The organism is Komarekiella delphini-convector SJRDD-AB1 (genome assembly GCF_014831675.1).
Taxonomy (GTDB): Bacteria; Cyanobacteriota; Cyanobacteriia; order Cyanobacteriales; family Nostocaceae; genus Komarekiella.
In genome coordinates, this window is record NZ_VJXY01000065.1 from 18,179 (window position 1) to 30,861 (window position 12,683).

Genomic DNA, 12,683 nt, shown 5'->3' on the forward strand with positions numbered 1-12,683 from the left:
TGCAGAATTGTGCAAAAGTGTTTTTGAGATAAAAGTGTCTGTAATCAAGACATAGCAAGCATTTTTGTGAAAATACCTCCCTTGGTGATGTCAACACCCTAGCTTGATGGCACAGTCAAGAAAGTTGTCTGAACACAATCATTTAAGTAAACTTCACTAGGCAGACAACTCACGAAAGCCATCAGTAGATAAGCCCTAACTTGGGGACGTAAGCTCAGTATTACTTGCCTTATCGCCCTACTACCAATGATTTGGGCAACTTGCGCCATTTCATCTAAAACGGTTTGAGGTGATGACTCCGATTCCGTGATCAACATCGGGAAGTATTCACGCACTAGCCACTTTTCATCGTCGGCTAAGTCAGCCAAATTTTTATTACTACCGCTATAAAGACTATCTAATAGCAGGAGTAATAATTTTTTAAAGTGCTGCCAGCCCCCCCAGCGTTGGGTAAATCGGCTCACCCAGGCTTGGGAGATTTCAGCAATGTTGGCGATCGCTGGTTGAGTAATTTTCTGCTGCGATTGCCAAAGCGACTTTAGGGCATTGACTATAGCGTGGCCTGTCTGCTCGCTGGCGTTACCCGCTTCGGGGCAGAGTTGGAAAGCATCAACGCTTTCTAATTTCACTCCTGGTAGTTCATTTAAAAGGAAAGCAATGTCATAGTCAGCGCAGAAGTAAAATGTAAGCGGTTGATTGGGGCGACGGTGTGAACGTAATCGCCCAATCTCTTGGATGATTTCTGCGTGGATCAAGTCTTTTAGATACTTTTGGAAAGTACTATTTTCATCTTCAAGGTTAACCCTTTCCCCAGTCATCACCTGATATTGTGCGGCTAAAACACCGATGTTTTGGTAGGGGATGCCAAAAGAAGCGATCGCACAAACATCACTAAACCTGTTAACACCACGCCCATCGACAAAGTGACCGTATTCTGTGCGACCCTCGGCTTGGGTTGCAATCTGTTTCCAATCGATAATCCCAAGGGTGGGGCAGAGTTTTTTCAAGGTTTCTTTGAGGGCATTAACACGAGCGCTTAGTGGAAGGGAGCGATTTTTGGGCAGCTTACCCAGCCCAGTAACGTTGATGACTTTTAAATTGCCGTAGTCTGGGCGTTGCTGCTCAATGGTTAACACAGAGTCATTAATGCCCAGTTTCAACTTCAACTGCTGGGATTTAAACGTGGCATCAAGGTAAATATTAAATACAGCAGAGTTGGCTAAGTCTTGGTGTTTGGGGTTAAGTCTGTAAATGCTGAGTACACCCCATTGACACTGAAAACTACCATCACCTTTCCAAGCGAGGAGGAAATCAGGCAACCAGTAATTAGGCAAGTCAAGAAATTCTTTCCCGGCTGACCGTGCGCTGTCTTTAACTAGCTTCTTAGAAGCATAACGAGCCGCAGCGCTTTTGGAAAGTTGTTTATCTTTGCTTGTATCGATAGAGTCTAAGTCTTCTAAGAAAGTTAAATCAGGTTCTAAGGCTTGCCGAATCGCTTCGATATCTAAACCTGTTGGGAATTTGCCCAGTAGCGCACGAATGCTGGCATCATCAAATCCGAAGCGGGAATTTGGTTTAAGTTGCTGAGTAAATAGTTGATGTAAGATTTTCAAAGCAGGTTGCAGCTGTGACAGGAGATTTGGTTCTAACAGCACCAGCTGGCCCACGGTAGTTTCAAAATCAGAACGGTTTACATCAAGTGAACGAACGGGCTTTATAAGTGTGCCAGCTTCTTCCCATAACCGCCCAACAGTAAAAGTTTGATCAGCAGCGTTAGTTAACGTAACAGGTGTAGAGTCTGGGTGCGCTCTGAGTTCAGAGTTTTGTTGAATAACTGTGCGTTTTTGAAAGCGGAAGCCAAAACCGTCACCACTGGCGAAACGGCATTGGTTTTTAAGGGAACAACCGCCACAGATGGGGCTGATGCCGCTCTCTTCAAAATCTAAACTGGTAAAGTTCTTATTGCGGAAGGCACTAAATAAGTAAGTTCTGTGACAATTGCCATCAGTGTCGGCAGTCTCACCCGCTTGAGTCCACAGTTGAAAGTCCGAACCTGTAGGAGTTTTGCGGGTGGAATCGAGTTTAAAGCCGTTGTGACGCACTGGCAGGTCAACAAAATTCGTCTCAATCGGTAGTGTAGATGGGTTTCTGTGGTTTGCATCCTGGTAAATTAGTTTATCAACACCGAATAAGGCGGCTGTCAGTTGACCAGCGTTGTAAGACTTGCCGAGTCCGGGATGGGAATTATCTAAAATTTGCGTCCAGCCCTTAGAAACAGCTTCCACCCATGCCGCTATATGTTCCGATGGTTGGCAGGAGATAGAGATATCGCCTACAACTGAGCTTTTTAAAGGGATATTGCCCCTTTTGTAGATAATTACATTGAGCGAAGGCCTGTTAGTGTCGGCTTCTGGCTTTGGTGATGGTGGGGCTTTAAATCCTTTAAATACCTCAGCGATTGGGGCGATCGCTTGCTTCAATAAATTTTGGAAGCTGCTCAAGTCCTCTCTGATTCGTCCAAGCTCCCACTGTTCACGGCTAATTATTCCAATGTGGGGCTGGTATGATTCATACTGCCGAGTCGGGAAACGAAAGCCATACTGCTTGGCAATGTGAAACAGTGTCCCGATCGTGATCCCTCTACGCCGAAAACTGCGAATCTTGGCGTGGATGTTCCAAGTTGTACCCTTAATTGAAGGTGACCACTGCTCGGCTATGATTTCCGCCTCAGATGGCCCATAGTGATTAACCAGTGCCATCAAAACCTGACGGCACTCGTCATAATTGCCGCTACCTGGGGTGCGTGGTGGGATGAGTGAGAGTGCTTGTTGGATTAGCTTGTCAATGTCCCAGCCTTCAACGTCGGAGATTTCGCGCCATTGTTGCCGCCGTGACTCAATTTCTTGAATTCGTCGCTGATACTCCTCCCGCTCCTGTTGTGCGATCGTGATCGCCTCACTTACCCATTCTTTTGGTAGGGTTGCTTGGGGGTTGACCAGGGGGAATTCGGCTTCAGTACTGCCGTAAAATACACGGGAAGCGTCTTTACAAGCAGGGTCATGGGGCAACTGCTGCATCAAGAAGCGTGTACAAGCTTCTACAGTATCAGCACCCTGAACATATTGGGGCAGAGGGAAAACCAACCGGAATTTATGCCAGTCTGATTTATGACTGACAGTCGTGTACATTAAAGCGCAGTGTTTTTGGATGAAGGGATGGACTAGCGCTTCTTCAATGGTTAATTGGTGATCGTAAACTTTGATAGAATTGCCGTGTTCGTCCAAAATCGGCTTGTCATAGGCATCACGGGCAATACTGGAATTATCAATGTCAAGTAGTAGCCATTGAGAACCGTGTACATTGGCCTTACTGCGCCATTTACCACCTAACAATCCAGCACAGATTGCGTGGCCTGCTTTAATATGTTTCTGGACATCGCCTAGAGTACCTTCTGTATCTTGAAAGTTAGCGGCCAGCTTCTTAAAGTCCCAGTCTTTGTTTCTGCCTGTGGCGTTAAACGCAAACTTGATTTTGCGATCCTCAATCAACTCTTGTTCTGTCAAAGCCGCAGAAAAAGTTTCTGATTTGTCTGCTGATTGTGCTGGTACTGAGTTATTAATTTGTTGTAATTGTGACATAAAGCTCATCCTCCTGAAGTGTGTTGGAGGAATTGGAGCTATCCCGCAAGTAATCTTTTAATACAACCGTTCAGAAATATAAACAGTAAAAATCCTGAGTTTAAGTTTTTCTGAGTAGTAAGTGTTACAAAGAGTTGACACTTCAAAAGGTTTGATAAGATTACTATTAGGGATATTAATTAGGCTTCGCAACCCGATACCCCAATTCCATTTGAAAACCTCGCTGTCCTCGCAGGACGTGAGGTTTTCATTGTTTAACCTATTTGTACTGGGCTAACCAAGCCTTGATAAACTCGGTAACTTCCTCCTTTTGAATAACAAACGCAGTGCCTTTTCTTCTAAGAGCTAGAATTTTCATACTTCCAATCTCAGAATAAAGATGTGAGTTGTGGTCACTAGCCGCCTTAGTTGGAGGCCATAAGACCAAAACTTTTGCTGTGGGTGTCTTTTGAGCTTCACGAGAGGACATCCCAAACAAATTTCTATTCTTGTCAAGCCAGCTTTTATAATCTGCTAGCTCAACCAGAGGGCAAGGTTCCCAGGTTCTTAAACCACCCTTATTTTTCCTCTTAACCTGCAAAAGTTCCCTCTTTTCGTTGTAAACAATCTCGCTGTTTCCTTTCGAGCGGATGGAGATAAACAAGTGAGTTGTTCGTGGAAATCTTACAAACAAGTCGATAGGGTTCTTGGACTCGATCTGAAGTACTGGAAAGACTTGTATACCCTCGCTTTTAAACTCATCCAAAAGTAGGGCTGTTAATTTTTCCAGCCGCACAATTTTTTCAAGTCGTATCAACGGTTTGTAAGCTAATCCAAAAAGTAACCAGCCTAATGGATGAACTATGCCACCTGTAGCCAACGCAGAACCACTAGCCGCTAGAGCCAGAGCGGATTCATGATCTATCGCCTCCCTAAGCCACTCTAACGCCGGTTCGTTGTGCGGCGGGAGTTGAAAATTGCTTGACGGGTCTTTTACGGCTAACATTGGCGACATCAAAATTAATGATGTGAAATAATACTAGCTGCTTGATTTTGCCCCGATGGGCTAACGTGCCTATGAGTTTACGCCTCGTGGTTCACGCTACATCTTTCACTGTAAAACCTTTGCTACACCACTGAACTAGCAGCCATCTATCAGATTCTTTATCCAAAGCTGGCTTCAGTCGAAAAGCAAAAAAATCTTCCCAAGCTTCTATACCGTGTTTTGTAACGAATTGTTTTTCAACTTCTTTAAAGCCTTCCCAGTTGCGATCGCTGATCGCGGTCAGCATTGGGATTAATTCGCTTACTGGTATCTGAGTAGTTGTTTCACTCATCTGGGTGTTCCTCAAAAATACAAATTATTGGTAAAGGTTCTATCTTGGTATCAACAACTTTAACTAATCGTATTCCCCTTTTTCTGCCTATCCTTTTGCAGTGTTGCTCTGAAGCGGCAGGCAGCCAATATCTAGTCTCGGCTAAAGGGTCAAATTTCCCTTCAACGCGCTCTATACCGTCGTTTGGCTGTTTTTCTTCTGTCAAATTATCTCCTTATTTTGTTGTGAGCGCTCACGGCGTGCGTTTGCTGCCTCAGCCAGCATGACTTTTATCTGCTGATTGACTGAGCGCTTTTCCTCTTTTGCAAGCGCTTCGATTGTTGCGTAAAGCTCTATCTCGTCATCTTCACTGAAATAAACATTTACTCTCTTTTTCTCCATGTGTGAGTTTTAGCTCTTTTGTGCCATCATCACACAATTTATCACGCCACTCCTTGACATATTTGTGCTTTCTTGTGCTATATTAGCACACAGAGAACCGAAAAACAGTAAGGGCTAGACGTAAAACACTGCGGACTCCTCAAGACGAGGTTGTTTAAAACTCTGAAACGTTCACACACACAATAAACATCTTATAAATTCAAGCTGAATCTGCGGTCGTGGCTTATATCTGCGTTCGTGATAAACTTCTGCACCGTGATGGAGACGGCGAGAGTAGGGTCATATTTTCTTGATTTTCTACTGCCGTAGCTGGCAGTAATTAGCTAGTAGAAAAGCCATGAATCAGAAACGAATTGTATTACCTCAAGATTTGATACCCCTTGCCGACCACATTTGCAAGGAAACAGGCGTTTCAACACACAGTCAGCTATTTGTGCTTTTGCTCAAGAATTACGGCGAACGTTTTGTCAAAGCAATAAAGGAGGCTTAAACGATGCATATTAATTTACGCAACTTAGAAGCAATCAACGAACTACCTTTTGAAAAAGTAATGCTTAATCAAAATCAATTACGAAGGTTAGAAGCAATAGATCGCTGGCTCAGAGAAATCCGAGATTCAGAGGAATTCAGACAACTGGAATACTCTCCAGATGTGATGTTAGGCGATGCAATTCAAGCAGTAGGTGAACTACTTGACGAACACGAACCCTATGATTACAAGCCCTCAAATTTTACTGATTCTGAGTGGCATTCATATCTAGAACAGAAGCCAGTAATGCACATTAGTCGTGTGAAGACTTGGCGTGAAAAGATTAACTCATTCATACTTGATGCTGCGTCAGAAGTAGCAATTTTGAGCTTGCTAACTACTAGTTTTATGGTTGTTGGTGCTATCTTTTGTCACGGCTTTGACCGGATTGAGTCAAGTAGAGGGGAGGAATATCAACCCACATGGATTTACAACGCCAAGATTTTTGAAGGAAGCGCCATCGCATCTATCGCGGTCTTTCTGGGTGCAAGTTTGACGGGCGCGTGTGTTGGTGGAGAAAAGAAAGATGCATGAATTAATTCCTGTCTACGAACCTTCTACCCTGTCACAGCGCAAAGTGTATCAAATCAAGGGTACGCTGTATCGCTTTACGGGTAAATGCCCTTGGGCAAGGATTGACCATCCACAATGGACATTCGAGCCACTAGACGGACAGAGGAAGACAGCTACTCTCAAGCTAAATCAGAACAAGGTAAGACACGGGATTTATGAAGTCCCTGGTATGGTGGCCAACCGTAAATCTCAAGTAGTGGGACAGGGGATACAGCAAAGCTTGTTCTAAGGTGTTTGATTGGCGACCGCGTTGAATGCCCCCGTTGAGCGGCGCGATGCCTGCGGCGGGCTACGCCAACGTAAAAACTAGGCGATTTGGGGGCGTATTCGTGAGGGTAAACGAAAAAGTGTCAGTATGTCATCAAAGCTGACAAACCTTGTTATTACGTGGTTATAGCCGATAAAAGCTCCAGTTTCACATTTGTCTAAAGTCCCAAATCCAAGGTTATTGATAGTGCCTAGCTAATTTGGCGTATCAGGATAACTGTTTCTAGCTAAATAAGCAATTCAAATAACCTGATTTTACGGATAGTCGGTCAATTCTATACACACTTAAGTAATACAACAGAGTCAATGTGGCAACAAAAAGATATCTAGCTAAGTATCGCTTGCTCAAAGAAACTTACGAGGGCATCACGGGAAAAGGCATTTCAGATATCACCTGGTATCGGGTAGTTGCATCCTTGAAACAATATTTCTCGCTTGAAATTGAATCCTTACAAGCAAAAAGCATTGTTGAAACCTATGCAGGCATGAAGCGCAAGTGTTCAGCCTTTTCTTTTAGGACTTCTGATTTTAGCGAACGCTGGCAAGCCTTTAAACACTTCTATGATGCCGAAGAAGTTCAATACACAGGTCAGCAATTCCTAGTCGCGCTGGCAGACTATCTAAAAATCAATCTTGACGATGTACCCCGCAGCACTCGTTATTACTGGTTTAGCCAAGCTGACCTTAGTTATAAGTCCCTTCAATCTTATCAGAGCAAAGATTTAGCGCTTGTTGCATTTATCGCAACCCAATGGGCAATTAACAAGCGCTCACAACCAATGAAATCTGCAAACATCGAAGTTTTAGCACTAGTCAAATAAGGAGCAATCATCATGTCTGACAAGTTTACTAACAATGTCCGCGCTCGTTTGTACAAACAGGGTTATCAAGGATTCACTAAAGATGATTACACAACGGCAGCGCTTGCTGTCGAGTGCGATGACCTTGACAATCCAACCAAAGAGCAATTGAGTCAAGCCGTTGACTATCTCAAAGGAAAAACGACTTGCCAATTATCTGTAGTTGATGAACTCGTTGAAGAAAAATTTCTCTCACAAGTAGAAGATACACAGTCTGACCCGGAACTTGATAATAGTCAGCTTGCGTTTACCGAACCAGAGATTAACAGCATCACTGTAACTAGCTCAGATAAGCGTTCCTTTGTAACAGCCCAATCATCGGCGCTGGGGTTTGAGTTAACCGAACAAGAAACATTAAGTATCGCTCTTAACGTTGACGACACTTTTACCGACTACAGCCAATTTATCAGTACTGTAACGGCTGCAATCAAGAACTACGTTGATCAGAAATTTGATGTCATTGAGCAATCATTTGAGACTAACGCTCAAGACTTGCGAGAACACGTAAGCAACAGGGCTTCTAGATTGAACCAAAAGGTTAACAACTTCTCAGGAGACATGAAAGCGGATATGGGAGTCATCCGCCAAAACATTAAAAGCACCCAATTCTCAATCCTCGCAAGGCTCAACGCGGCTCAATAGTGATGATTTGACGCTGCTTGAGTGCTTGGTAATTCGCTCTTGTAGTCTGAGCTACTTCTCAAGAATTGCTGTTAGTTTGGTTGCGCTTTCTGCTGTGATTTTACCCTTACACAACTGGGTATATCTGCCAATGCTAGAGCAATCAAGCAAAGAGCAATATCTCAAACGAAAGTCAACTATTGAGCAATATGTAAGGCGAATGGAGTATCACTGCAATCAAATCTTTACCCCAGAGAAGGAATATCGCTGTGAAAAGTTCAATCAAGCTAAAGAATCTGGTAACTTCCAAATCACGCCACCTAGAGCGCCAATTAAAAACTAAATTCAATGCATCTAGCAACTTAGTACTCAGAGCGTTAACAGGTGATAAATCAGCCCTGAAGTTAATAGGACAAATGGGTAATGACGGGGCAAAGATTAGCGAATTCGCCCCACAGGTTAGAGAGCAAATGCTAGCTGCTATCAAAGGGACTGAGGATTTAAATGTAGTCCTTAGCGACATCTACAAACAAGCTGGTGTTAGCGGCGAAAAAATTGAAAGAGCAGTACAGTCAGCGATTTTAGCTGATACTCATCTAGCAAATATCCTAGAAGAGATGAAGCTTGATTTTGCTTCATCCAAAGAGAAAGAAGCGCTACGCCATCAACAAGCAACAGACCATCTATTGCTGAAAGCATGGGTGGATAAACACATGATGCAAGTTGATGGCGAATACAAGATGTTGCAGGCGGAATTGCAGACAGATATTAGACAACAAACAATTGACCTACAACATGATAGAGAACTAGGCAAGTATTACTTAGAAATGGGTGATAACGCTCGTGATGATTTTAAACCTAAAAAGCAATATGCTGGGCGCTCGATTGTACAGAAAATCAAGGATGCCCTGATAGGTTTCTAATAACTAAACCCGTCAGTAACTTTAGCCGAGCGCTGACGGGTTCGAGAAATACCTAATACAGATATGACATACGACATTGATGAGTCACAAGAAGAAGTAGTAAGCGAAATCGCCCCAGATACGCCATTACCAAAAGACTTGATAGAACACCTGGAGTCACGCAAGCAGCACCGGAAAGATGTTATCAATACAACTGAAAAGTTGACTAGATTCTTTGTCGGTTGGTCGCTAAATTCTACGGGATTCTTTATAGCTAAATATCTCTTAATAACTGGCGGTGGCGTTAATCTCTGGCTGGCAATTTCGCTCTCATTTTCTATATGCAGCGTTGGCTCTCTCGCTGGGCTAACGGGCTTGAGAGTTAATTACAACAGTGATGGACTAGAGGTAGATAATATGCAAAATCTTATAAAAACTGCTGGGGGCTTGGTATTTGCAGGTATCACAACTTGGTTAGCAGTCAAAGACCATCAATATTTTGAGAATTTAACTAAAGAAACAGTCACCCAGATTAGCCAAGACATCCAAACCATTGAAAAACAGAATCCACAATCAGACCCTTGGGTAAGTATTGCAGTTGCGTTGGTTTTATTCATTGGCTCTATTGCAATTATTTTTAAGGGGCGCTCATGAAACAGGGTGTTTTCGAGTTAGCACTGGCTGGTGTGTGTGGTGTAGCCGCAGTCATCGGGCTAGCAACATCGCAAACACGTCAGCCTTATGATTTGACACAGATTCAGTTCTGCCCAAGGTCAGCAAACGGCGTACACAGCCAAATAGCTTTGGATAAGCGTTTTTGCCAGATGCCGCGTTTTGTCCTCACTGAAGAATGGCAGCGCTACGGATTGTATGGCAGCATCATTCCCTACAAGGGCGATGCTATTCAATGGGTGCGTGATTTGCCCACAGACAACCCTAATCAGTTGCTAGGATATGGAATTGCAGTTATTGGGCTATGGGGTGTCGTGGGTTGTTTGCTCGTGCGTTCGCAACGCCTCAAGCGCACGGATTATGAATTGGGCGAACTCGAAAAGACTGGCGACTATGCAACTTGGCAGCATAATAAGTACAAACGTGAAATTAAGCAGCATTCGACCCAGCTTTACAGTGAACGCTTAAAAGATGGGCTGTCAGGACTGGACACAGAAGAACGCAAAGCATTAGGACTGACCGATGAGGAAAACGAACGCGCTAAGGCTCGAATTCAGCTAGAGGACTTTATGAAAGCCCGTGCTGTTAATCATTCTGTGATGGATAAAACTATTGCTGAGAACCTGAGAGACAGGGCGAAAGCTGAACTTGAACGCAGCAAGATTGAGGGTAAAACCAAGGGCGCGATCGCAGACAGTGACAATCAGCAGTCAGTTGACCAGCAACGAGCAACTGAGCTTATAGAAGCGCTTAAAACTCATGAGTCGGGCTGGTTGTGGAAGATTATCGACAACCTAACCCCCCTGTGGTTAATCGGTCGCCAGGGGTCAGGTAAAACTTACACGAGCGCGGCTATAGCTCTTGTGAGAAAGCATTGCTTAGGAATTCCCATTTATTACTTAATTGACCGCCACGCGACTGGGGATAACTCCAAAGCATGGCGATATCTTGATACTCAAAATATTGCAGAGTCCGAGTTAGAGATAGATACTGCACTTGATGGACTGTGTGAGCATTGGCTATTAAGAATTAAAGGGAAGAATGACTTAGAGCAACCCGCGACTATAACGCCTGAACAAGTGCTTATTGATGAGTACACCAATCTGAAATCATTGATTGGTGAACCCGCAGAAAAGTTTTACAAACTGCATCTTACAGACACTAGAAAAGCAAAAGTTCATGTAACTGGTATCACCCATAATGACACGAATTCAAGCTATCCATCAGGTACACAAGCAATGAGGGAGGCGGGTACAATCCTTATTCAAAAATTCTCAGCTAATGGTAAAACACCACTGTCCAGAGTTAAGATTGTTCGTGGCTTGCTTGATGATAACGGCGAGGAATTAAAAGACGCAGAGCGTACACTGCCAAGCTGGTTTAACCCGGAGGATATTTACAATCATTTCAACGGTAAGCCGATTTCTTTTGATGCGTAAATTTATGCGTTCGCCCTTGAGCAAAATGGAGATTTTAGCCAAAGGCAAAGGGTTATCTAAGCTCAAGGATGCAGCACTGCTGGAGATTGAGCTATTCGCCTCAGTTGACCCAATCAATACAGAGTCCAAATCCAGTGGTAAGGGAGCAATTAAGTTACCTGGGCATGAGCAATGGCTACCAATTGAACTGCCTAAGCTTGATCGCAAGCGTATTGATTTTAGGCTTGATGGGACTGTGACACAGGCAGGCTCTAACCCAAGTTCACCCCAACTTTCCAGAGATCACCAAACAGCAGAGCGGATCTGGCAATTGGAATTTAATTTAGAAAAGCCCCCGGCAGAAATAAGCCCTACCCCATCCCTAACACCCTCTGCCCAATCACTGCTGCAATTCCTCCAGCGCACCGGAAGAAAATCGGCAGTCATACAGGAGATACAGCCCAACTTTAAAGTAAAAGGTCAACGGTTCAGTTCGGAGGAATTGAAGCGACTGTTTAATGAGTTGGTAGAGGCGAGTCTGGCCGTCTGGCTGGATGCTACGACCATCGAAATTTCCCAAAAACAGACAGATGGACAGAACGGACAGAACTAGACAGAATGCTTATGCAGCAATGGACAGAGGCAGACAGACGATTAGACAGAATAAAGACAAGAGACAGAAACTAAAAGCCCTCGGTGATTATCCGAAGGCTTTTTAGTGGACTGCGAACATAAGCACAGCTTTCAAGAAGCATTTTCAACTAAACTTTAAACTATATTAATATCATGAGAATAAATTATGGAATTTCGACTTTATTACCGTGGCGAACTTCTTAGCAACGGGAATTCGTCACATATTTAGAGCGTATTTGATCTGGGGATTGAATCTCTTGAATTTCTATGCTCACAAGTTTGTAAAAACCTCTACCTTCTCTTTGAGAGATGATAATCCCGCTATCTTCATTCCTTCTATGCCGGGTTAGCCCATCGGTGAGAGTTAGGAACTCGTAGATTTCTGCTCCTTTCGGAATTCCGACCAACTGGAGTTAGTTTCTTTCAGAATAAATTGGTATCGTTGATAAAGTTTATCTAAATCTTCTTCTGCTACATTTTGAATTCCTTGTGTAAGTAAATAATCTAAATCTGTTTTCAGCTCGTATAAATCATTGACAGTTCCTTGGTATCGAATCCACAAACCTCTGTAATTGAAGAGGGTATCTAAAGCACTCATCAATGTAACTACTGCACTGAAAACAAAAGCGATATTGTGTACCACAAGTTTTGCTGACAAGTTGAATCCATTCAATCCAAGTAGAACAGTTGTGATAGCTGCTAAAGTTGTTGATATAATCCTCAGCTTGATTGCTTTTTTTTGATTGCGTTCTTTGCGTTTCTTGAAAGAATCTATTTGTTTTGAAATTTTTTCTTTAAGAAATTCTGCTTTAGTACCTTCGGCGCTGGACTTATCGATTGTGTGAATTACGATATCAGGAAACTCAGCACACA

15 protein-coding genes are annotated in these 12,683 nt (G+C 43.4%); 9 read left to right on the forward strand and 6 right to left on the reverse strand.

Going from position 1 to position 12,683, the window contains the following annotated elements:
- Positions 1-98 precede the first annotated feature (98 nt).
- The 5 genes from FNW02_RS32910 to FNW02_RS32930 form a co-directional block, all read right to left on the reverse strand.
- On the reverse strand, positions 99-3,638 hold the full coding sequence (locus FNW02_RS32910) for a PriCT-2 domain-containing protein (protein ID WP_191761700.1): 3,540 nt from the start codon (positions 3,636-3,638) through the stop codon (positions 99-101).
- A 259-nt stretch (positions 3,639-3,897) separates the two neighbouring features.
- On the reverse strand, positions 3,898-4,623 hold the full coding sequence (locus tag FNW02_RS32915) for a hypothetical protein (protein WP_191761702.1): 726 nt from the start codon (positions 4,621-4,623) through the stop codon (positions 3,898-3,900).
- 91 nt (positions 4,624-4,714) lie between these two features.
- Positions 4,715-4,954, reverse strand: coding sequence for a hypothetical protein (locus FNW02_RS32920; RefSeq protein ID WP_191761704.1), 240 nt, complete (start codon positions 4,952-4,954; stop codon positions 4,715-4,717).
- Positions 4,947-5,159, reverse strand: coding sequence for a hypothetical protein (locus FNW02_RS32925; protein WP_191761705.1), 213 nt, complete (start codon positions 5,157-5,159; stop codon positions 4,947-4,949). The genes FNW02_RS32920 and FNW02_RS32925 overlap by 8 nt, the downstream gene beginning before the upstream one ends.
- Positions 5,156-5,335, reverse strand: a complete 180-nt coding sequence (locus tag FNW02_RS32930) for a hypothetical protein (RefSeq protein ID WP_190959192.1) — start codon at positions 5,333-5,335, stop codon at positions 5,156-5,158. The genes FNW02_RS32925 and FNW02_RS32930 overlap by 4 nt, the downstream gene beginning before the upstream one ends.
- Positions 5,336-5,672: 337 nt before the next feature.
- Between FNW02_RS32930 and FNW02_RS32935 the strand changes: the two genes are divergently transcribed.
- The 9 genes from FNW02_RS32935 (at position 5,673) to FNW02_RS32975 (ending at position 11,790) form a co-directional block, all read left to right on the forward strand.
- Positions 5,673-5,825, forward strand: coding sequence for a hypothetical protein (locus tag FNW02_RS32935; RefSeq protein WP_190959191.1), 153 nt, complete (start codon positions 5,673-5,675; stop codon positions 5,823-5,825).
- Between the two features lie 3 nt (positions 5,826-5,828).
- The gene (locus FNW02_RS32940; protein ID WP_191761707.1) at positions 5,829-6,398 is read left to right on the forward strand and encodes a hypothetical protein; all 570 of its coding nucleotides are present in this window, start codon (positions 5,829-5,831) and stop codon (positions 6,396-6,398) included.
- Complete coding sequence (locus FNW02_RS32945; protein ID WP_191761709.1) at positions 6,391-6,666, forward strand: hypothetical protein; 276 nt, start codon at positions 6,391-6,393, stop codon at positions 6,664-6,666. Before FNW02_RS32940 ends, FNW02_RS32945 begins: the two co-directional genes overlap by 8 nt.
- 346 nt (positions 6,667-7,012) lie before the next feature.
- A complete protein-coding gene (locus FNW02_RS32950) occupies positions 7,013-7,525 on the forward strand; it encodes a hypothetical protein (RefSeq protein ID WP_191761711.1) in 513 nt (170 codons plus the stop codon).
- A gap of 12 nt (positions 7,526-7,537) precedes the next feature.
- Complete coding sequence (locus tag FNW02_RS32955; RefSeq protein WP_191761713.1) at positions 7,538-8,206, forward strand: hypothetical protein; 669 nt, start codon at positions 7,538-7,540, stop codon at positions 8,204-8,206.
- Positions 8,207-8,454: 248 nt separating this feature from the next.
- Complete coding sequence (locus FNW02_RS32960; protein ID WP_191761715.1) at positions 8,455-9,108, forward strand: hypothetical protein; 654 nt, start codon at positions 8,455-8,457, stop codon at positions 9,106-9,108.
- A gap of 63 nt (positions 9,109-9,171) precedes the next feature.
- On the forward strand, positions 9,172-9,741 hold the full coding sequence (locus FNW02_RS32965; RefSeq protein WP_191761717.1) for a hypothetical protein: 570 nt from the start codon (positions 9,172-9,174) through the stop codon (positions 9,739-9,741).
- Entirely contained in the window at positions 9,738-11,198 is a 1,461-nt protein-coding gene (locus FNW02_RS32970) for a hypothetical protein (protein ID WP_191761718.1), read from the forward strand. Before FNW02_RS32965 ends, FNW02_RS32970 begins: the two co-directional genes overlap by 4 nt.
- Positions 11,199-11,202: 4 nt before the next feature.
- Positions 11,203-11,790, forward strand: a complete 588-nt coding sequence (locus FNW02_RS32975; protein ID WP_191761720.1) for a hypothetical protein — start codon at positions 11,203-11,205, stop codon at positions 11,788-11,790.
- 384 nt (positions 11,791-12,174) lie between these two features.
- Here the strand turns inward: FNW02_RS32975 and FNW02_RS32980 are convergent.
- On the reverse strand, positions 12,175-12,683 hold a 509-nt coding region (locus FNW02_RS32980), incomplete at its 5' end, for a DUF4231 domain-containing protein (RefSeq protein WP_191761721.1).

Coding starts and splice junctions, on each gene's coding strand:
- FNW02_RS32940 (WP_191761707.1), top strand. CDS start 5,829: ATGCATATTAATTTACGCAACTTAGAAGCAATCAACGAACTACCTTTT.
- FNW02_RS32955 (WP_191761713.1), top strand. CDS start 7,538: ATGTCTGACAAGTTTACTAACAATGTCCGCGCTCGTTTGTACAAACAG.
- FNW02_RS32935 (WP_190959191.1), top strand. CDS start 5,673: ATGAATCAGAAACGAATTGTATTACCTCAAGATTTGATACCCCTTGCC.
- FNW02_RS32975 (WP_191761720.1), top strand. CDS start 11,203: ATGCGTTCGCCCTTGAGCAAAATGGAGATTTTAGCCAAAGGCAAAGGG.
- FNW02_RS32930 (WP_190959192.1), bottom strand. CDS start 5,335: ATGGAGAAAAAGAGAGTAAATGTTTATTTCAGTGAAGATGACGAGATA.
- FNW02_RS32920 (WP_191761704.1), bottom strand. CDS start 4,954: ATGAGTGAAACAACTACTCAGATACCAGTAAGCGAATTAATCCCAATG.
- FNW02_RS32910 (WP_191761700.1), bottom strand. CDS start 3,638: ATGTCACAATTACAACAAATTAATAACTCAGTACCAGCACAATCAGCA.
- FNW02_RS32965 (WP_191761717.1), top strand. CDS start 9,172: ATGACATACGACATTGATGAGTCACAAGAAGAAGTAGTAAGCGAAATC.
- FNW02_RS32970 (WP_191761718.1), top strand. CDS start 9,738: ATGAAACAGGGTGTTTTCGAGTTAGCACTGGCTGGTGTGTGTGGTGTA.
- FNW02_RS32915 (WP_191761702.1), bottom strand. CDS start 4,623: ATGTTAGCCGTAAAAGACCCGTCAAGCAATTTTCAACTCCCGCCGCAC.
- FNW02_RS32945 (WP_191761709.1), top strand. CDS start 6,391: ATGCATGAATTAATTCCTGTCTACGAACCTTCTACCCTGTCACAGCGC.